Here is a 19,999-nt window from a genome sequence, read left to right as displayed (position 1 = left end):
AGTGGGGCGGGAGGGGATTCCTCCCGTGCCGTGTCACGGCGCGTGTCAGAGGCCGACGAAGCGGATGGTCTGCTGCAGACGCGTGCGGATGTCGAACAGCTGGTTGCCGCCCATGCGGTCGACGCCCGGGAGACCGGTGCGGAGGAGGTCGGCCAGGCGGGAGCGCTCGACGAGGACCGTCACCGGATGCTTGCGGCCGATGAACTCCACCGACTCCGGGGTGGCGCCGTCCGGCACGACGATGACGGAAGCCGTGAACTTCACCCGCGCCGCCTTCGCGACGGTCCGAGCCGAGCGCACGATCGACCGGACGGGCTCCTCGCGAGGATCGAGCGTCTCCCCGACGACCTCTCCACGGTGCACCCGGACCGGCCCACCCCAGTCCTCCGACTTGACCGCGAAGAGGCCGGTCGGGCCGAGGACGACGTGGTCGAGCTTCGCCTCGCCCGGCGCCAGGACATCGTGCCAGACCGTGTATCCGATGCCGAGCGTCGCCACGGTGCGCGCCGTCTGCTCCTCGGCGAGCGCGTTGGCCAACTGGTGCCGAATCTCGCGCGGAGCCGAGCGGACGAGCTTCGGGTCGTAGGGGTCGTCGAGTGGGACACCTCGGCCGACCCACTCCCGGATGAGCCCGAGGTAGGCCTCGCGCGAGTCTCCGCCGGGGTGTCCGTAGGCTCGAGCGCGGGGTCGTGAGTCGGCGCGCTGCGTACCCGACCGACCAGTGGTCGACGCCGACCAGGTCGGAGCGTCGTCGTCGCCCGCGTCGGAGGACGGCACGTTGCGACCGCGGTCGTAGGCGGCCCGGTCCTGCTCGGTTCCGACGCGCTCCCAGGCGAGCTGGACGGCGTTGAACTGCCGCGCGCTTCCGCCGAGGTCGGGGTGGGTCTCGCGCATGAGCCGTCGGTAGGCCCTCCGGAGCTCGTCCTGCGTCGCCGTCGTGCTCACGCCGAGCACCTCGTACGGGCTGGCTGAGAGTGGGCTCTCCGGCATGGAGGGTGGTCGCTTTCGTCGGCGGCGTCGGTCGGTCCGACACGGCAGACTATCGCCATCACCTGGAAGACCGCCCGAACCGGCACCCTGTCGGGGCTGTGGACAACTCCAGCGAGCCGACGTACAGTTTGTTGTACTTGGAGGATGTCGATGCGTACCCTCAGTTATTCGGAATCCCGCGCGAACTACGCGGCCACCCTCGATTCGGTCCTCGACGACCGCGAGGAGGTGATCATCACCAGAGCGGGGCGCGACCCGGTCGTGATCGTCGCGCTCGACGACTACGAGTCCTTGAAGGAATCGGCGTATCTGCTCCGCACGCCGTCGAACGCACGTCGGCTCCTCCAGGCCATCGACGACCTCGAGGCCGGCGCGGGCACCGAGCACGACCTGGTCGAGTAGTCGGCGTGCGGCTCATCTGGTCCGACGCCGCCTGGGAGGACTACTGCCACTGGCAGCAACAGGATCGGCGCATCGTCAAACGGATCAATCTCCTCCTGAAGGACATCATCCGGAACGGCAACGAGGGCATCGGCAAACCTGAGGCGCTCAAGCACGGCTTCCAGGGATTCTGGTCACGACGGATCACCGACGAACATCGACTGGTCTACCGCCTCACGGACGACGGCGTCCTCATCGCCCAGGCACGCTTCCACTACGAGTAGGGCCAGCGTGCCGGAACACCTCAGGAGCTCGGCAGGAGGATGCCGTCGTCCAGCAATGCGCGGACCCGGGGGAGGAGTTCGGCGCGGAGTTCCGCCGCATCGACCTCGACGAGCTGGGCGATCGCGTCGATGATGGCTCCCAGGGTCAACTCGCCGTCGCAGGCCCCGACGAGCCCCGCCAGGCCTGTGTCGATGCCCACCGAGCGGGCCAAGCCGCCACCCTGCCGCAGGGTCATCGCCGTCGGGTCCTCGTCCCCGGGCCAGTAGTGGCGCTCCTCGGTGACGTCGCCCGCGAGGATGACGCGTTCGCCGAGCAGCTGCTCGTCGTCGAGCGCGACCTGCCAGTCGTGTGCGAGGAGACACACGGCGAGGTGCGCACCGAGCCCGGCGGCGTTCGAACCCGCCTGCCCGTGCAGCCGCTCGAAACGGCGCAGCGGAGTGGACGGGTCCGATCGACGGAGCAGGACATACCCGAAGCCGACGCCGGTCACGGCCCGAGCCGCGAAGTCGTCGAGCCAGGCTCCCGCGAGGCGCTCGAACTCCGGCGTCCCGAGGCGGGTGCCACCGTCCCGGATCCAGGTCTCCGCGTATTCGGCCGGATCCTGCACCTCGCGCTCGATGACCCAGGCGTCGACCGGTTCCGGACTGCGATCCACCCACTCGGCGACGCGCTCGAGCCCGTCGGCGCCGTCGCGGTACTCCCAGTTCCCGAGGAACTGCGCCACGCCGCCGGGCGTCAAGTGCCGGGCGGCCTCGAGGAACACGGACTCGACGAGCGCATCGCCGACGAGACCGCCGTCGCGGTACTCGTAGCTCGGCACGCCCTCGGCACGCGGGGTGATGACGAACGGGGGGTTGGAGACGATGCGGTCGAACCGTTCACCGACGACGGGTTCGAACATGCTGCCGTGGCGGAATTCGATCGAGTCGATGCCGTTCAGGTGCGCGTTGAGTGCGGCGAGCTCGAGGGCCCGTTCGGAGATGTCCGTCGCGACCACGTGATCGGCGATCCGCGACAGGTGGAGCGCCTGGATGCCGCACCCGGTACCGAGGTCCAGTGCCGTTCCGATCCGCTCGGGGAGGATGATGCCGCTCAGGGTCATCGATGCGCCGCCGACCCCGAGGACGTGCTCCTCGCCGAGCTCATGACCCAGAGCGAGCTCGCCCAGGTCGGAGGCGATCCACCAGGCACCGCTCCCGTTGGCGTCGACCCAGGCGTACGGACGCAGGTCGATGGCCGGGGCGACCGATCCGTCGTCGCTCAAACCGACGAGACCGAGCGCCACCGCGCCGTCGAGACCGAGCGACGGCAGAGCACGCGTCGCGTCATCGGCCCCCACGGCGACACCGAGCACGAAGAGTGTCGCCAGTGTCGCGAGCGGTTCCGCTCCCGCCGTCCAGCGGCGTTCGTCGAGCGAGCGGATCGCCACGACCCGGTTGGAGCGGTGCAGGGCGGCCTCGGCCGTCTCACCCCAGAGACCACGCACCCGTTCCACCGTGTACCCGGCCGCATCGAGGTCGGAACGGAGGAGGTCGATCAGTCGCTGGTCCACGCCCACCAGTGTGCCAGCTGCGGGGTGGGCCGAGCCGCCCACCCTGCAGCCGCCGTCAGCGATCCGTGGTGAGGATCGCGTCGAGGTCCTCATCGGTCTGCTCGTCGTGCTCCTCGACCTCGCGCTGCGCGGCCTTCGCCGTGCGCTTCCGCTCGCGCTTCGCCAGACGGCGCTCGGTCCGGCGCTCCAGCAGCAGGTACAGCACGGGCACGAGGATGAGCGTCAGGAGCGTCGACGACACCAGGCCGCCGATCACGACGATCGCGAGCGACTGCGAGATGAACACCCCACCGCCGGTGAGGCCGAGCGACATCGGCACGAGCGCGAAGATCGTCGCGCAGGCGGTCATGATGATCGGCCGCAGACGGAGTCGGGCTCCGTGCAGGACCGCGTCGTCGATGCCGTCGCCCCGAGCCCGGTACGAGTTGACCAGGTCGATGAGGACGATCGCGTTCGTGACGACGATGCCGATGAGCATGAGGAGGCCGATCATCGACGGGATGCCGAGCGGGGTCCCCGTGATGAGCAGGGCCGCGATCGCGCCGGTCGCCGCGAAGGGCACGGAGACCAGCAGGATGAGCGGCTGCAGGAGGCTCCGGAACGTCGCCACCATGACGATGAAGACGAGCACGATCGCGATGAGCATCGCGAGGCCGAGCTGCGCGAACGACTCCTCCTGGTCCTGGGCGACACCACCGACCGAGGCGGTGACCCCGCTCGGCAGGTCCAGGCCGTCGAGGCCCTCCCGGACGGCGAGCGTCGTCGCGCTGAGGTCGTCACCCGTCGGCGTCGCCGACACGGTCACGGTCCGGACGCCGTCGATGCGCGTGATCGCCGCTGCGGCGCGTTCCTCGCCCACCTGCGCGACGGCGCTGACCGGGATCGGGACGGCGCTGACGTTGGCGAGGTCCTTCTGCGCCTGGGTGAGGCGGTCTGCCTCCGCCTGCTGCTCGGCGGCCTCGCTCTCGGCGTCCCGCATCGCGGTCAGCTGCTCGTCGATGGTCGTGATCGAGCCCTGGAGCTGGGAGATGGCGTCGCTCAGCCCGGCGAGTTGGGCGGCGCGGGCCTCGTAGGCCTGTCGTGCCGCCTCCTCCTCCGGTGTCGTGGGCGTGACCGGCGGCACCTCGACGGGAGCCGCTTGCAGCGCGCTCAGCTGAGCCCGCAGGGCGTCGAGCTGCGAGGCCGCGGTCGAGCGGGCCTCCTGGAGTTCCGAGCGCTGGGTCGCGGCCTGGGATGCCGCCTCGTCCTTCGCGCGCTGGGTGGCCTCGTCCTGTTCTGCCGTGAGGGCGTCGGTCGCGGCCTTCTGAGCCGCGGCCTGCTGCAAGGCACTGACCGGAAGGGGGAGCGCGGCGATCTCGGCCGGCGTCGTGCCGACCCGCTGCGACCGCACGATGATGTCGCGAGACGATCCCTCGAGGATGACCGAACCCATCGGCGTGCCGCGGAGCGCACTGGCGATGGCCTGACCGACCTGTTCCTGCGTGAAGCCGTACCGGGCGGCGGCGGCGCGGTCGACGTTCACCTTGAGCAGGCCCTGCTCGTCGGCGAGGTCGCTCGTCGCATCGCGGAGGCCGTCGGTACCGCCGAGCATGTCCTGCACCGCGGCCGCAGCTGTGGCGAGCGCCGTGGGGTCCTCACCCTGCAGTGTGACCTCCATGCCGCCTCCGCCACCGGTGAATCCACCGGCCGCGTCACCGACGGTGACCTCGCCGACGTCGTCGAGCTTCGCCACGGCGTCCCGGATGGTGTCGGCGACGCCCTCGCGGGAACTCTCCTCACCGACGGTCACGCTGATCTGTGCCGTGTTGCTCGAGCCGTTCCCACCGACGGTGGTCAGGTACCCGGAGACGCCGGCGGTCTTCGCGAGGACCGCTTCGACGGCCGCGGCCGCGTCGCTGGTCACGTCGAGGCTCGTCCCCTCCGGCAGTTCCTGCGTGACCGTGACGGTGTTCTCACCCCCGATGTCGCCGAGGTAGTCGGTCTTCAGGAACCCGGCCGAGACGATCGTCCCGGCGAAGACCACCGCCGCCACGAGCAGGGTCACGACGGGACGCTTCAGGGCGGTGCGCAGGACCGGCAGATAGGCCCGCTGGAGCTTCGAATACGCCTCGGACTCGTCCTCGACCACGGACGCCTCGTCGGTGGCCGCGACGTCGGTGGCCTTGCCCACAGCCGGGGCGGAGGAGCCTCGCATGAACCAGTACGCGAGCACCGGCACGATCGTGAGCGACACCACGAGGGACGCGATGAGCGCGACCGACACGGTGACGGCGAACGGTCGGAACAGCTCGCCGACCGTCCCGCCGACGAAGGCGACCGGGAGGAACACGGCCACCGTCGTGATCGTCGACGCGGTCACCGCCCCGGCGACCTCGCGGACCGCCTCGACGACACTCGAGGTCGTCATCGCCCGCCCGGTGTGCCGCCGTTTGATGTTCTCGATCACCACGATGGAGTCGTCGACCACCCGCCCGACCGCGACGGTCAGTGCCGCGAGCGTGAAGATGTTGAGCGAGTAGTCGCCGATCCACAACCCGATCATCGCGATGAGGAGCGAGAGCGGGATCGACACGGCCGTGATGATCGTGGACCGGATCGACAACAGGAAGACCAGGATCACGATGATCGCGAACAACAGCCCGAGCCCGCCCTCGACGGAGAGGTCGTGGATGGACTGCTCGACCATCGGCGACTGGTCGAAGACGACGGTGAAGGCCGCACCCGAGCCGAGCTCCTGCTCCAGCCCGGGGAGGGCGTCACGGATGGTGTGGGCGAGTTGGACGGCGTTGGCCGACGGGTCCTTGAGGATCGTGAGCGACAGCGACGGGAGACCGTCCGCCCGGGCGATGGAGGTCTCGGCGGCGGGCACGAGCTCCACGTCCGCGACGGCGGAGAGCGCGAAGGGCCCGTCCTCGTGCTGGATGGGGAGCGCCTGCACCTCGGCCAGCGAGCCGACGGCCGAGCCGACCTCGATCGAGAGCTCCTTGCCGGCGTCGACACTCGTTCCGGCAGCCGTGACGACACCACTCGCTTGGACAGCCGCCATGACCTCCTCCGCGGTCACCTTCTTGGCAGCGAGGTCGGCCGGACGCATCGTGATGACGAGCTGCGTGGCGTTCTCACCCGCGAGATCGACCTGACGCACGCCGGCGATCCCACGGAGCGCGGGGAGCACGGTGGTCTCGACCCTGCCCGCGAACTCGCCGGACTCGTCTTCGGACGCGACCGCGAGCTGCAGCACGGGGATGTCGTCGCTCCCGCCGGCGTAGACCTCGGTGGTCGTGTCGTTCGGAAGCGTGCTCTTCAAGCCGGCGAGGGCGCTGCGGATGTCACCGACGATCTTCTCGTCGTCCTGGCCGAAGTCCCAGCTCACCTGCACGGACGTGGAACCGCTGACCGACGTCGAAGTGACGCCGGTGACACCCTTGACCCCTTGCACCGCCTGCTCGACGGGCTTCGTGACCTCGCGCTCCACCGACGACGGCGAGGCACCGGGGTAGGTCGCGGCTACGACGGCGCCCGGCTGCTGCACGGACGGCAGCAGTTCCTGCTTCAGGGAGCCGACCGCGAAGAGTCCGAAGACCACGATCGCCGCGGTGATGAGGCCGACGATCAGTCGATTGGCGAGGCTGAGCCTCGTGAGGAATGACATGGAAGGACGGGCCTCTCGGTCGCGGAGCGGGCGCGATCCGCCCCACTCCACGCTATGGAGCGCCGCCGCCGGTCACATCCGCACGAGGATGGACCTGATGCGACCCCGGCATCCGCCGATCGGACGACATCGGTGGTCCTGCGGTACCAGCCTCGGCCGCGAGGGAGCTGCGCCTTGACGGCATGGTCCACCGATACCGGGCGTACCCTTGATACCCGAGTGCGCGCCGCGGGGTGCGCCGGAGCGAGGAGGGTACGTGGATCTGCAGGCCGTCGACCTCCCCAGGTTGCGCCGCGACGCACAGCTCGAGCGCGAGGTGATCATCGAGCACCGCGCCCGCGACGGTGAGGACCCCTGGGACTTCCTGCCCTCAATGCCGACGGTCGACGAGCTCGTCGTCGCCGTCCTCAGGGACGACGCGCTGCACGCCCGGGGTCTGGCCGCCCAGCACGCGATGGCGCGGCTCGCCGGGTACTCGTCGCTCGACGACGCCCAGGACCACCGCGACAACGCGGACCACTTGGAGTACGAGGTGCTCCGTGAGATCGCCCGAGTGCACCCCGAGTTGACCCGAGCGGTGTGGCGGATGTCCGGCAAGGTCGCCCGGCCGCCGTGGGAGGGCGACGACGCCGAGTAGATCGACGCCGCCGCCCGGGTCACAGCGCCGAGGCGAGCCCCATGGCGACGACGGAGACCGTCATGCTCACCACCTCGACGACCACGACCCGCTCACGCCGTCGAGCCGCCTCGACCGCGATCCACGTGGACAGGGCGGCGAACCCCGCCATGCCGCCCGTCAGGAGCACGGCGGGGAGGGCGACCGTCCCGATCTGATGTCCTGCCGGGTGCATGCCCGATCCTGCATATATGGTCCCGGCGGCATGACCAGCCATGGTGCACACGAGCGCCGCCATGATCACGAGGCCGCCTGAGGTGTGCGCGATCATCGCCGCACGGTGACGCGTGGTGGCGAGCGCCACAGCGTCACCGACCGGAGTCGGCAGCCCGGCGATGGACCGCAGCCGGACCGCCGAGGCGACGGCGAGGACGATCAGGACGACGGCCCAGAGCAACGGATGCAGCATCCCGACACCGGTCGCCAGGTCGAGCATCGCCGCGAGCATGACGATCGCGGCCACGAGGTCGAGGGGTCCGCGTCGGCCGCCGACGGTGCAACAGGCACCGACGGCGGCCGGGACGAGCGCCCCGAGATGGAGGACCTCGCTCATCGCCGCGGCCTAGTGCCCGTGGCCACAGTGCTCTTCGGCGCCCTGGTCGTGACCGCCGTGTCCCACGTGCGCGGCGCCGGTGTCGTGCGAACAGTGCCCGACCGCTTCGTTCGGCGGGACGTTCAGGGTCGGGTTCTTGCCGAAGAAGCCGTAGGGCTTGAGCGTGAACCGGGCGTAGTCCACCGGCATGACCGGCCAGTCCTCCGGACGGGGGAAGTGCGTCGGTCCGAAGGTGTGCCAGAGCACGATGTCCTCGCCGTCGATCGACTCGTCGCCCTCGATGAAGCGCGTGATCCCGTCGCCACCCGGGTTCTGGTGGACGAAGTCGCCCGCCGCGTATCGTTCAGCCGGGTCGTACTTCGTCACGAAGAGGTGCTTCGTCGCGAACTCCGCCCGCTTGGCGATCGACGACGACGCGTCGGCCATGAGCGTCGGCGACTCCTGCGGGTACAGCACGTACCCCGTCGGGCGTCCCATCCGGTTCGTCTTCTCCGTGTTGACGATGTGCCAGGCTCGAGCGGCCGAACCGTCCGCCACGCGCCCGGACCCCGCTTCCGTGCTGAGCCGCGTGACCCGCTTCGTGAAGCCGTTGCCGTGCTCGTTCCCCGGCCCGATCGGCACCCGGACCGCGTCCACCTCCTCGACCGCGTTCGACAGACCGTCGACCATCATGTCCAGACGGGCCGAGAACAGGTGCTGGTGGTACGGCCCACCGAGCCCGGGCGCGACCTCCGAGGCGTACGGGTAGTCGGCGCCCTCCGCGTCGAGCCCGGGGTACGCGGAGGTGAAGAGGATGCCCGTCAACTTCGACTCGCACTCGATGGTGCCGTCGAGGTACAGGTACCAGTAGAACCCGTAGTCGTAGTTGCCGACGGTCGTGAAGAAGGAGATGACCAGCCGACGCGACCGCCGGACCTCGTTCGAGCCGGTGTACAGGTCGGAGTGCTTCCAGAGGGTGCCGAAGTCCTCCTCGTGCATGCAGATCCCGTTCTCGATCGTGAACGGATTGCCGAGTTCATCGGCGAGCACCGCGTCGAAGTACTTGATCTCGCCCACGCAGTCGCACCCGAGCGCCAAGGAGTTCGTGAACCGGCCGAACAGGTACTCGCCGGTGTCGAAGTAGTTCTGCCAGAAGCGCACGGGGGAGGGGTCACCGTAGGGGACCAGCATCTCGTTGATCGACGCCCGGTAGATGATCGGTCGTTCCTCGCCGGCATCGTCGAACGAGAGCTGCCGGAGGACGAGGCCCTCACGGACGTCGAACCCGACCTGGAACCGCCAGTTGCCCCACTCGACGAACTCGCCGTCGACCTGGAAGCTCGGACCCTCCGGCTGGGTGATGACGATCGGCTTGAGCGAGGAGAGCGGAGCACCCTGGACCACCGGGTCGTCGAAGTTCCCGGGCTCCGCCGGGATCGCCAGGGCTGTCGCGTCGATCAGGCGGGTGATCCGTCGCGCGGCGGTGTCGACATAGGCGCTCAGTCCGTCGACGGGGTGGGCCCACGGGTGGTCGGCCGGGTAGTCCTGACGGAACGCGAGGACCCGGACGATCCGGCGCCCGACCTCCTCGGGATAGTCGTAGAAGCCGGCCGACAGCGGGACGACCTTCACCTCGTCGACCGTGCAACCACGGGCGGCGAGGGCGGCGACCCACCCCTCGTCCTCCGCCACGATCTCCGCGATGGCGTCGAACTCCTCGATGAGGATGGGCAGCTGGCCGCGGGAACCGTCCAGGACGACCGTGCTGAGCAGGGACCCGCTGTCGATGGACACCACGTTGTCCGTCGATCGACCCGTGGCCATGTCGAGCAACATCACGCGGGCGAGGCGTTCCGGCAGTGGACCGTCGCCGGCCTGCCAGGCGAGCACCGCCCGCTTGTGGGGCTCCTCGAGGCCGACGTAGGCGAACCGGGTCGTCTCGGTGAAGTCGTCGAAGCCGGTGACGATGTCGCGGATGCGGTCGAACTCGGGTGCGGACAGGCTGGCGAGCGGGTGCTGGACGGGGGCGTCGTCGTCGGCGCTGCGCAGGTTTGTGGGGTCGGTGATGGTCATCGTGAGGCTCCTGGTTCGGTGATGCGGCTGGTCTCGGAAGGTGAGGGGAAGGGTCGGATGGTCAACCGCCGATGGCGTCCATGACGTCGGCGTAGGCGGCCGGGCGACGACGACGCAGGTACGCGGCCTGCACGAGGCCGACGACGGGGCAGACCGCGATGAGGGCGAGGAGGACGGCGCTCACGGTTCCGAACACGGGGTTGCCGCCCGCATCCACGTCTCCCACCAGCATCGGGAAGTAGACGACGATCACGACGGCCGAACCGACGAGTCCGATGAACCCGAGGCCGGGTGCGACGACCGTGTTCCACACCCGCCGATCCTGCTTCGTGCGAGCGAAGTACACGATCACCGCGAGGCTCGTGACCGCCATCAGGATCGCGATCGCGAGGGTCGCGACGCCGGCGAACCACGTGAACACCTGCAGGACGGGGTCGAGACCGAGCACGGCGAAGACGACGATCAGGATCGCCGCGGTGGCGCTCTGGACGAGCGACGAGGTGTGCGGCGAGAGGTGCTTGGGGTGGACGCCGCCAAGCCGGCCCGGCAGGACGCCGGCGTTCGACATCGTGTGCTGGTACCGGGTGATGACGTTGTGGAAGGAGAGGACGCAGGCGAACATGCTCGTGATGAGGAGGACGTTGATGACGAGCTCTCCGACCGGGCCGAGGTAGAGCAGGGTGGTGCGGAGGATCATCGCGCCGGGATCCTCACCGGCCACGGCGAGGACGTCGTCCGGGCCCCAGGCCATGACGAGCGCCCAGGAGGCGAGGGTGTAGAACAGGCCGATCCCGATCACCGCGATGTAGGTCGCCCGTGGGATCGTGCGGGACGGGTCCTTCGCCTCGTCGCGGAAGATCGCGGTCGCCTCGAACCCGATGAACGCCGCGATCGCGAACATCAGTCCGACACCGGGCGACCCGGAGAACACCTGCTCGGGCGCGAACGGCTCGGCCGACAGCCCGTCGGCACCGCCGGTCACGATGACCGCCCCGGCGAGGACGAGGACGATCCCGACCTCCGCAACGAGCAGGACGCCGAGGACCTTCGAGCTGAGGTCGATGTGGCGGTAGCCGAGCAGACCGACGACGGCGATCGACGCGAGCGAGTAGAGGTACCAGGGGATCTCCGGAGCGCCGAGACCGGCGAAGGTCACGCTCAACAGGTAGCCGATGTAGCCGTACACCGACACCTGTATGGTCGTGTAGGTCAGGAGGGCGAGGAACGCCGACGCGAGACCGGCCGGTTTGCCGAGTCCGTATCCGACGAAGGTGAAGAAGGCACCCGGCTTGGGCACATGCCGGGTCATGGCCGAGAGTCCGACGGCGAACAGCAGGAGGATCACCGCGGACACGACGTACATGCTCGGGAACCCGACCCCGTTGCCGAGCAGGATGCCGAGCGGTGCGGCTCCACCGACGACCGTCAACGGCGACGCCGCGGCGACGACCATGAAGACGATGGCGGTGACGCCGAGCGATCCCTTCAGGGACCGGGTGGGCTGTCCGGCATCGGTGGCCGGACCTTTCGTGACGGTCATGGACACTCCTCGAGCAATGCGGCGGTATCGGGACGAGGCCAGCATCCCGGTCTCCTGTTGCCGCCTCGTCTCGTCGCCGTAACACCTGCTCGGCACCGAATGAGACCGGTCGACACCGCTGTCTCATTTGACGGTCATGAAGCCGAAACACGCCCGCCACGCCGGTGCAACGGGACGCGCCTAGCCTGAACGACGAGGAGGAGGTGAGGGACGTGACGGCTCTGGAACGCGCGATCAGCAATCCTCCGAGCGTCCGTGGTCTCGAGTCCCGGTCACCGGTCGACGGCCTCCAGCGGCGCAGTGTCGGGTTCATCGACGTGTTCGCCCAGTCCGTCTCGGCGGTGGCGCCGTCCGCTGCTGCGACGACGATCCCGTTGATCGTCACCGTGACCGCGGGCGGGGCGACCATGTGGTCGCTCGCCATCGCGATGCTGCTGTCATTGCTCGTCGCCACCACCGTGAACGTGTTCGCGAAGCGCATCGCCGCAACCGGCTCGCTGTACACCTTCGTGTCGAAGGGGCTCGGAACGGGTGCGGCCTTCGTCACGGGCGTCGCGCTGCTCATCGGGTACGGCTTCATCGCCATGTTCGCCCTGGCCGGTGCCGGGTACTACCTGTCGATCCTGCTGCACCGGTTCTGGCCCGGTATGCCGAGTTCGACGGGTGTCGTTTCCGCACTCCTCGTGTGCATGGCCGTCGTCTGCCTCGTCGTGCTCGTCCGCGGGATCCACCTGTCCACCCGGGTGACCCTGATCGTGGAGAGCGCCTCAGTCGCGACCATCCTCATCCTCGTGGGCGTGCTCCTGTCGCAGCTCGGACCGACGCCCGATTGGGCGGTGCTCGGGCTGGACGCCTCCCCGGAACACCTCGCGGTCGGATCGGTCCTCGCCGTGACCGCCTTCGTCGGATTCGAGAGCTCCTCGACGCTGGGCGTCGAAGCCCGCCGGCCGTTCGCGAGCATCCCCCGGTCCCTGGTCTGGACGGTCGTCGGCGCGGGTCTCCTCTTCCTCGTCACCTCGTACAGTCAGCTGGCGGGCTTCGCGGCGTTGGGGGAGGACATCACCGCGACCCGGACACCCATCAACGACCTGGCGTTGGCCTTCGGCGTCGAATGGATGGGGCTGCTGCTCGACCTGTCCGTCGCGGCGTCGTTCCTCGCCTGTGCGATCGCCTCCATCACGGCGTTCTCGCGGGTCGTCTTCTCGATGGGTCGAGAGGGGGTCCTCCCGTCGCGCCTCGGGACCACGCACGGCCGGTTCCGTACGCCCCATGTGGCGATCATCTCGGCTCTGGCGATCGTCACGCCCGTCTCGGTGCTCGCGCTCGTACTGACCGGAGGAGCCTGGGCGGCGATGCAGGTCCTCATCGTCGTGGCCGCGGCCGGGTACATCACCGCCTACGTCCTCGTCTGCATCGCAGCCCCGGTCTTCCTCTGGCGGATCGGAGAACTGACGCTCTGGCCGCTCCTGCGAGCGGTGGTGGCCGGGGTGCTGCTGTCCGTCGCGCTCGTCGTCTATCTGGTCGTCGAGAGCACCGGCGAACGGGGCGTCGGCGTCTGGGTGTTCCTCGTCACGATGGCGGTCGGCATCGCGATCTGGGCGATCCGGCATCGACGCCGACCGTGGCTGAGTTCGACCGTGGGGGTCTACGACGAGACGGTGAGCGCCGACGTGCTCGGCGGACCGTCCGCGGAGCACCGGTGAGCGGCGCGGGCGAGCTCCGCGCCCGACAACCGAAAGCCGTGCACAGCGCGCTCACCGTACTCGAAGAGGTCGCGCGATGCGGTGCCGGTGTGACGGCGCAGGAGGTCTCTGCCGGACTCGACATGCCGAGGGCGACCACCTACCGACTCCTCAACCTCCTCGTCCAGGACGAATACCTCGTCCGCATGCCCGACCTGCGCGGATTCGCGCTCGGGCGGAAGGTCGTCGAACTCGCCCATCTCGTCGCTCCAGCACCACCCCCGCTCGCTGCGCGCGAAGTGATCGGACGTTTGCGGTCGAGCGTGCGAGGCGGGGTCCACCTCGTGCGCTACGAGGGCGATCGGATCAGGATCGCGGATGCGGATCCCGACTTCCCGTTGAGTGACGAGCAGCGGATCGTCAGGCGCCTCGACACCTCCGCGATCGGGCGTCTGCTCCTGCACGAGCTCGCTCACGGCGGATACGACTGGTCAGGACTCGTCCAGCGGCCGTTCCGGGACGCCGAGCCCTTGATCCACGACGTCGAACGACTCGGGTACGCACGGCAAGTGGGTGAGGTCACGCCCGGTCACGGTTGCCTCGTGGTCCCGATCCGGGACGACCGCGGCGGTCTCGTCGCGGGGCTGTCGCTCTCGGCACCGAGTGAGCGGATCGAGCGCCCCGCCGCACTCCTCGACCTCCTGATCGACGGCTCTCGTCAGCTGCAGCCGCTCCTCGTCTGACCGCCGGACGTCCGTGTGACATCAGCCTCGAGAAGGCGCATAATCAGAATATGCAGCCAGCTGATCGTTTCCGCGCATGACGGAGTCCACGCCTTCCGCGAAGCCTGAGCGCTCGCCGTCGGACCGTCGCAAATGGTTCGGCCTCGTCGTCATCAGCATCGCCGTCGCCCTCATCATCGTCGACTCGACGATCGTCAACGTGGCGATCCCGTCGATCGTCGACGACCTCGGGATCTCCTCGACCCAGGTGCAGTGGGTCCAGGAGTCCTACACGCTCGTCTTCGCCGCACTGCTGATCGTGTTCGGCACGCTCGCCGACCGGTTCGGCCGTCGTCGCATGCTGCTCGTCGGTGTCGTGGTCTTCGGCGGAGCCTCCGTCTTCGCCGCCATCGCGCCGACGGGCGACCTCCTGATCCTGTCCCGGGTCATCCAGGGCGTCGGCGGCGCGATGATCCTGCCGACGACCCTCTCGATCATCAACGCGACCTTCCGAGGCCGCGACCGTGCGATCGCCTTCGCGGTGTGGGGCTCCACGATCGGGGGCATGGTGGCGGTCGGTCCGCTCCTCGGCGGCTGGCTCACCACCGACTTCTCCTGGCGCTGGGCGTTCGGGATCAACGTGCCGCTCGGTGTCCTCATCATCGTCGGACTCCTCCTGTTCGTGGGGGAGTCCCGAGAACCCGCGACCGACCGCATCGACGCCGTCGGAGCCGTCCTGTCGATCCTGACGAGCGCGTCCCTCGTCTACGGACTCATCGAGGGCCGGAGTCTCGGGTGGTGGCTCACGGACAACCCGCTCGTCATCGGGGACTGGACCTGGCCGTTCAGCCTCTCACCGGTACCTGTGGCCCTCATGGTCACGGTCGTCGCAGGTGTCGCGTTCGTCCTCTGGGGACGCCACCGGATGCGCCAGGGGCGCAGCACGATCATCGCGTTCTCCCTGTTCTCGCTGCCGTCGTTCCGGAACGGCAACATCGCCGCCCTCATCGTCTCGCTGGGGGAGTTCGGCATCATCCTCTCGCTGCCGATCTGGCTCCAGTTCGTCCTCGGCTACAGCGCGCTGCAGACCGGTCTGATCCTCCTGGCCCTCGCGATCGGTTCCTTCGTCGCGAGCGGGTTCGCCGGCGCGTTCGGCAACCGGGTCGCGCCCGTCCTGATCGTCCGCGTCGGCATCGTCGCGGAGATCATCGGTGTCGCGGGCATCGGGCTGGTCGTCGGGCCGGCGACCGAATGGTTCGCGATCGTGCCGTTCCTGTTCGTCTACGGCTTCGGCGTCGGTCTCGCCACCGCACAGCTGACGGGCGTCGTCCTGAAGGACGTGCCCGTCGAGCAGAGCGGCCAGGGTTCCGGGACGCAGAGCACGGCGAGGCAGATCGGCTCGGCACTCGGTATCGCCGTCCTCGGGACCATCCTCTTCGTGAGCACGGCGTCGGTCCTCGACGGACGACTCGAGGACGCCGGTGTGCCGACCGCGCAGCGCGACGCTCTCGTGACGAGTGTCGTCGACAGCTCGGGCGCCGCCATCGCCGGTCTCGACGCGAACCCGGCGACCGCGACGGTCGCCGAGGACGCCAGGATCGCCCTGTCGGACGGCACACGCTTCGCGGCGTTCGCGGCCGCAGGATTCCTGGCGGTCGGCTTCCTCGCCACCCTGTCGCTCGGCGCGGGGCGCCGGGAGGACCGACCGGGCGACGCCGGAGCACGAGTGGACGGGACGGACTCCTCTGAAACGTCCGACCCGACCTCGCGGACGTAGGGCTCGAGGCCGCCTCACACCCCGGCGACCTCCGCATCGGCGTCTCCCAGGACACAAGCACCCAGGTTCGACTGGGAGGCCCCCGTACAATCGTCACCGGACGGCTCCGCCCGAGCGGACCGTCCCCACCGCCCATGACACGCCACCGCCACCGCCCACGCCTCCTCAGCGCCCTCGCCGCAGCCGCGCTGTCGTTCGCCGTGGTGTCCGCCGGCGCATGGTCCACGGGTTCCGGCGCAGTCGCCTCGCCCGAGCTGAGCGCGAACACGGCATCGACTCCCGACGGCCTCGTGTCCGTCGAGGTGAGCCCGAGCGACGGAGGAGCGGTCGAACCCTCGTCCCTCACCTCGTTCGGCATCACGCTCACGAACGGCACCGACGCCGACCTCCCCGCCGGCTCCGTGTCCGTGGCGGTCACCACGGCGCGGATCACGGGCACCGCGGCGCTCGACGCCTGGCTCGACACGACCGGGGCGGACGCCGCTGCGACGCCCGCCGGCACCACCGTGGTACGGACGATCGACATCCCCGAGCTCATCGCCGGACAGCAGTACGTCGTCAGTGGGCTCGACTTCACGCCTCCGGCGCTGGGCTTCGACGACGCCGACGCGTGGGGCTCCTACGGCGTCTCAGCCGGCTACGTCGCGGGCGACACGGCAGCCGGAGGTCGGACGGCGCTGGTCTGGCGGGCGCAAGGACAACCCACGTCAGCCACCGTCGCGCTCGTGGCCCCGCTCACCGTGCCCCTCAGCTACGGCGGTCTCCTCGATGCGGACGAACTCACCGAGCTCACGGCCGACGACGGCGCGCTCACGACGCAGCTCGACGCACTGTTCGGCGAGCAGATCGCGCTCGGGATCGACCCACGCATCATCGCGTCCGTCCGCGCGCTCGGCACGCGCGCACCGGAGAGCGCCGTCGCCTGGCTCGCCCGCCTCGAGGCCGCACCGAACGAGACCTTCGCGCTCCAGTACGGCGACGCCGAACCCGCTGTGCAGGCCGAAGCCGGCCTCGACCGCCTGCTGACCCCGAGTTCGTTCTCCTTCGCCCTGAACGTCGCCGACTTCCCCGTCGTGCAGCCGACCGAGACGCCCACCCCGACCGGGTCACCGACCACCGGGCCCGACGACGTCCAGCCGACGCCGCAGGCGGGGTCCTCGCCGGCCACAGCGTCCGACCCGTCGGCGGCAGTCACTCCGTCGGACGAGCCGACACCCACACCGAGCCCCTCCGAGACGCCCGGCCAGGCGGTGCCGACCGTTCCGACGATGGACGAGCTCCTCAGGTGGAGTTACTCGCTCCCCAGCATCGTGTGGGCGGGAGGCGCGGTGACCGATGCGGATCTCGCCGTCTTCGCCGCATCGGGCGGAACGGTCACGATGCTCGACTCCGCGAACACGACCGACACCGGACAGTCCGTGCGCGCCTCGGCGACGGTCGGCACGACACAGACGCTGCTGGCCGACCACGGCCTTGCCGAGTCACTGGACGAGGCCGCCGCGGCCACGACGGACGCCGCGTTCGAGAGCGCCATCGCCGACGTGAACGCGCGGGCGGCCGCCATCGGCACGGAGGGTTCGGCCGGCGGAACGGTCGTCGCCGTGCTGCCTCGGGGAGTGGACGCGACCCTGCCCGCCCTCGCCGACACCGTGAACGCGCTCCGCTCCCTGCCGGCCACGACGCAGACCTCCCTGGCGGCGACGCTCGCCGAGCCTCCGGCCGCGGCGACGCTCGGGGCGATGGCACCCGACAGTGAACGCGTGTCCGATGTGCAGGTCCTCCTCGACGAGGAACAGGACGTCACCGCCTTCTCCTCGGTGCTCGACGAACCCGAGCTGCTGACCGGACGGGAGCGCGCCACCCTGCTCTCCACCCTCGCGGCCGGCTGGCTGCGTGCGGAGGGCGGCTGGGGATCGGCGGTCACCGCACAGCAGGAACGGACGGACACGGTCCTCGCGTCGGTGCGCGTCACCGACAGCAGTCGCATCAACATGGTCGGCGGCGAGGTGTCCCTGCCGTTCGCCGTGCGCAACGACCTGCCCTATCCCGTCACCGTGGTCATGGAGGCCTCGCCGAGCAACGGTCGACTGAGCATCTCCGGTTCCGTGACGCAGGAGATCGCCGCGGACTCGCGCGCCACCGTGCTCGTCCCCGTGCAGTCGCAGATCGGCAACGGCGACGTCACCCTCCGTCTGCAACTCTTCAGCACCAGCGGGCAGGCGATCGGTGAACAGTCCTTCGTGGGCGTGAACGTCCGCGCCGACTGGGAGGGCATCGGTGCCGTCGTCCTCGCCCTGCTCGTCGCCCTGCTGTTCGTCAGCGGTGTGGTCCGCATGGTCCTCAGTCGACGAGCCAAGCGACGCGGCCCGGGTGCCGCCTCCGCCGCCTCCGCAGATGCTCCGGACAGCGGTCAGCCCCCCGGCGGTGAGCCCCCGGTAGAGTCGTCACCCGGACGACAGGAGACGAATGGCTGACGGCATCGGCAGGGCGAGCGCGCTCCTCGCCTCGGGAACGCTCGTCTCCCGACTGCTCGGCTTCGTCAAAGCGATCCTCGTGGCTCAGGCCATCGGCGTCCTGGTCATCGGCGACACCTTCGCGATCGCCAACCAGCTCCCGAACACGATCTACGTCATCATCGGTGGCGGCGTGCTCAGCGCCGTGCTCGTGCCGCAGATCGTCCGTGCGGGGATCCATGCCGACGGTGGCAACGCGTACATCAACAAGCTCGTCACCATCACCCTCGTCTTCATCGGCGGGGCCACCGCGCTCATCACCCTGCTCGCACCCGTGTTCGTGTTCATCGTCGCCGCGACGCTGTCTCCTGATCAATTCGCGCTCGCGACGGCGTTCGCCTACTGGTGTCTCCCGCAGATCCTGTTCTACGCGCTCTACACCGTCCTCGGCGAGGTCCTGAACGCACGCAAGATGTTCGGGCCGTTCACCTGGGCACCGGTGCTCAACAACGTCATCGCGATCGCCGGGCTGATCGCCTTCATCACGCTGTACGGCCGCGGCGACCTCGCGGTCAGCGAGTGGACCGACGGTCGAACGGTGCTCCTCGCAGGCTCCGCTACCCTCGGCGTCGTCGTCCAGGCCGCCTTCCTCATGCTGTTCTGGCGTCGAGCCGGACTGCGTTTCCGACCGGACTTCCAGTGGCGAGGCGTCGGCCTCCGCGCCACTGGGCGGATCGCCAGCTGGACCTTCGGCATGCTGCTCCTGACGACCGGTGCGGGGATCGTCGAGACCCAGATCGTCGCTTCCGTGAGCAAGCAGGGACCCTCGGTCGCGATCCTCAACTACGCCTGGCTGATCTTCATGCTCCCGCACTCGATCATCACCGTCTCGATCGCGACGGCCTATTTCACGCGGATGAGCGAGCACGCGCAAGGCACACGCGATCGCGGACGGGACATCCAGCGGCTGCAGGCCGACATCTCCGGGGCCATCCGCGTCGTGAGCGTGCTCATCGTGCTCGCCGCGGCCGTCATCATGGTGGTCGCCGTGCCGTTCGGCAGTGTCTTCGCCGAGACGTTCGAACAGGCGCAGGCGATGGGCGGCATCATCATCGCGTTCGTGATCGGACTCGTGCCCTTCTGCATCCTCTTCGTCCTCCAGCGCGCCTTCTACGCCCTCGGAGACACGAAGACGCCCTTCTTCTTCACCCTGTTCCAGACCCTCCTGTTCGTCCTCCTGGCGCTGATCGTGCTCCTGGTCCTCCCACCGCATCTGGTGGGTGCCGGCGTCGCGCTCGCCATCACGATCGCGTGCATCGCACAGACCGTGGTCGCCGCACTGCTGCTCCGGCGCCGGCTGGGGGGTCTCGACGGCCGACGTATCGTCCTGAGCCTGGTCCGGTTCATCGCCGCCGCCGTGCCTGCGGCTGTGGTCGGAGTCGTCGTGCTGCTGCTGCTCGGCGGTGTCAGCGAGGAGGGGTTCCCGACCGCCACGATCCCCGGCGCCATCGTCACCATGGCCGTCGTCGGGGCGGCGATGGCCGCCGTGTACCTCGCGGTGCTCGCCCTCCTGCGCACGCCGGAGCTCAAGGCGGCCTTGGCGCCCGTCCTCGCCCGGTTCGGGCGCTGACACCCACGCGTCGACACCACCTCACGCACACCGGCTGAGAGCTGCCCGAGGCCC

General features: G+C 69.6%; 14 protein-coding genes. 8 read left to right on the top strand and 6 right to left on the bottom strand.

Annotated elements, in window-relative coordinates:
• Window positions 1-45 precede the first annotated feature (45 nt).
• Window positions 46-990 carry a J domain-containing protein gene (locus tag ACZZZB_RS10545; RefSeq protein WP_079704305.1) on the bottom strand — a complete coding sequence of 315 codons (945 nt, stop codon included), beginning with the start codon at window positions 988-990 and terminating at the stop codon, window positions 46-48.
• A gap of 150 nt (window positions 991-1,140) precedes the next feature.
• Between ACZZZB_RS10545 and ACZZZB_RS10540 the strand changes: the two genes are divergently transcribed.
• Together ACZZZB_RS10540 and ACZZZB_RS10535 are read left to right on the top strand one after the other, a co-directional pair.
• Window positions 1,141-1,392 (top strand): type II toxin-antitoxin system Phd/YefM family antitoxin, encoded by a 252-nt coding sequence (locus ACZZZB_RS10540; RefSeq protein WP_064294058.1) that lies wholly within the window; start codon window positions 1,141-1,143, stop codon window positions 1,390-1,392.
• 5 nt (window positions 1,393-1,397) lie between these two features.
• On the top strand, window positions 1,398-1,655 hold the full coding sequence (locus ACZZZB_RS10535; protein WP_064294057.1) for a Txe/YoeB family addiction module toxin: 258 nt from the start codon (window positions 1,398-1,400) through the stop codon (window positions 1,653-1,655).
• A gap of 20 nt (window positions 1,656-1,675) precedes the next feature.
• Here ACZZZB_RS10535 and ACZZZB_RS10530 read toward each other — a convergent pair whose 3' ends face one another.
• Both ACZZZB_RS10530 and ACZZZB_RS10525 read right to left on the bottom strand, forming a co-directional pair.
• Window positions 1,676-3,301 (bottom strand): DUF7059 domain-containing protein, encoded by a 1,626-nt coding sequence (locus tag ACZZZB_RS10530; protein ID WP_191939944.1) that lies wholly within the window; start codon window positions 3,299-3,301, stop codon window positions 1,676-1,678.
• Window positions 3,264-6,860, bottom strand: coding sequence for an efflux RND transporter permease subunit (locus ACZZZB_RS10525; protein ID WP_463529636.1), 3,597 nt, complete (start codon window positions 6,858-6,860; stop codon window positions 3,264-3,266). Before ACZZZB_RS10525 ends, ACZZZB_RS10530 begins: the two co-directional genes overlap by 38 nt.
• 256 nt (window positions 6,861-7,116) lie before the next feature.
• Between ACZZZB_RS10525 and ACZZZB_RS10520 the strand changes: the two genes are divergently transcribed.
• Window positions 7,117-7,497: a hypothetical protein gene (locus ACZZZB_RS10520; protein WP_064294055.1), complete on the top strand. Its 381-nt coding sequence runs from the start codon at window positions 7,117-7,119 to the stop codon at window positions 7,495-7,497.
• A gap of 19 nt (window positions 7,498-7,516) precedes the next feature.
• Here the strand turns inward: ACZZZB_RS10520 and ACZZZB_RS10515 are convergent, their stop codons facing one another.
• From ACZZZB_RS10515 to ACZZZB_RS10505, 3 genes are all read right to left on the bottom strand, one after another.
• A complete protein-coding gene (locus ACZZZB_RS10515; protein ID WP_463529635.1) occupies window positions 7,517-8,089 on the bottom strand; it encodes a hypothetical protein in 573 nt (190 codons plus the stop codon).
• A gap of 9 nt (window positions 8,090-8,098) precedes the next feature.
• Complete coding sequence (locus tag ACZZZB_RS10510; RefSeq protein WP_194642850.1) at window positions 8,099-10,141, bottom strand: primary-amine oxidase; 2,043 nt, start codon at window positions 10,139-10,141, stop codon at window positions 8,099-8,101.
• Between the two features lie 61 nt (window positions 10,142-10,202).
• The gene (locus ACZZZB_RS10505) at window positions 10,203-11,681 is read right to left on the bottom strand and encodes an APC family permease (protein WP_137242943.1); all 1,479 of its coding nucleotides are present in this window, start codon (window positions 11,679-11,681) and stop codon (window positions 10,203-10,205) included.
• Between the two features lie 212 nt (window positions 11,682-11,893).
• On the opposite strand from ACZZZB_RS10505, the gene ACZZZB_RS10500 reads away from it, so the two are divergent.
• The 5 genes from ACZZZB_RS10500 (at window position 11,894) to murJ (ending at window position 19,945) form a co-directional block, all read left to right on the top strand.
• The gene (locus tag ACZZZB_RS10500; protein WP_463529634.1) at window positions 11,894-13,384 is read left to right on the top strand and encodes an APC family permease; all 1,491 of its coding nucleotides are present in this window, start codon (window positions 11,894-11,896) and stop codon (window positions 13,382-13,384) included.
• Window positions 13,381-14,106, top strand: a complete 726-nt coding sequence (locus ACZZZB_RS10495) for an IclR family transcriptional regulator (RefSeq protein ID WP_086472467.1) — start codon at window positions 13,381-13,383, stop codon at window positions 14,104-14,106. Before ACZZZB_RS10500 ends, ACZZZB_RS10495 begins: the two co-directional genes overlap by 4 nt.
• A 76-nt stretch (window positions 14,107-14,182) precedes the next feature.
• Window positions 14,183-15,862, top strand: a complete 1,680-nt coding sequence (locus ACZZZB_RS10490) for a DHA2 family efflux MFS transporter permease subunit (protein WP_137242940.1) — start codon at window positions 14,183-14,185, stop codon at window positions 15,860-15,862.
• Window positions 15,863-15,996: 134 nt separating this feature from the next.
• Window positions 15,997-18,336: a DUF6049 family protein gene (locus ACZZZB_RS10485; RefSeq protein ID WP_463529633.1), complete on the top strand. Its 2,340-nt coding sequence runs from the start codon at window positions 15,997-15,999 to the stop codon at window positions 18,334-18,336.
• A complete protein-coding gene (murJ, locus tag ACZZZB_RS10480) occupies window positions 18,329-19,945 on the top strand; it encodes a murein biosynthesis integral membrane protein MurJ (protein WP_463529632.1) in 1,617 nt (538 codons plus the stop codon). The genes ACZZZB_RS10485 and murJ overlap by 8 nt, the downstream gene beginning before the upstream one ends.
• Window positions 19,946-19,999 lie beyond the last annotated feature (54 nt).

This window comes from Plantibacter sp. AC185, from assembly GCF_979258065.1.
This window is presented reverse-complemented; position numbering and strand designations above follow the sequence as displayed.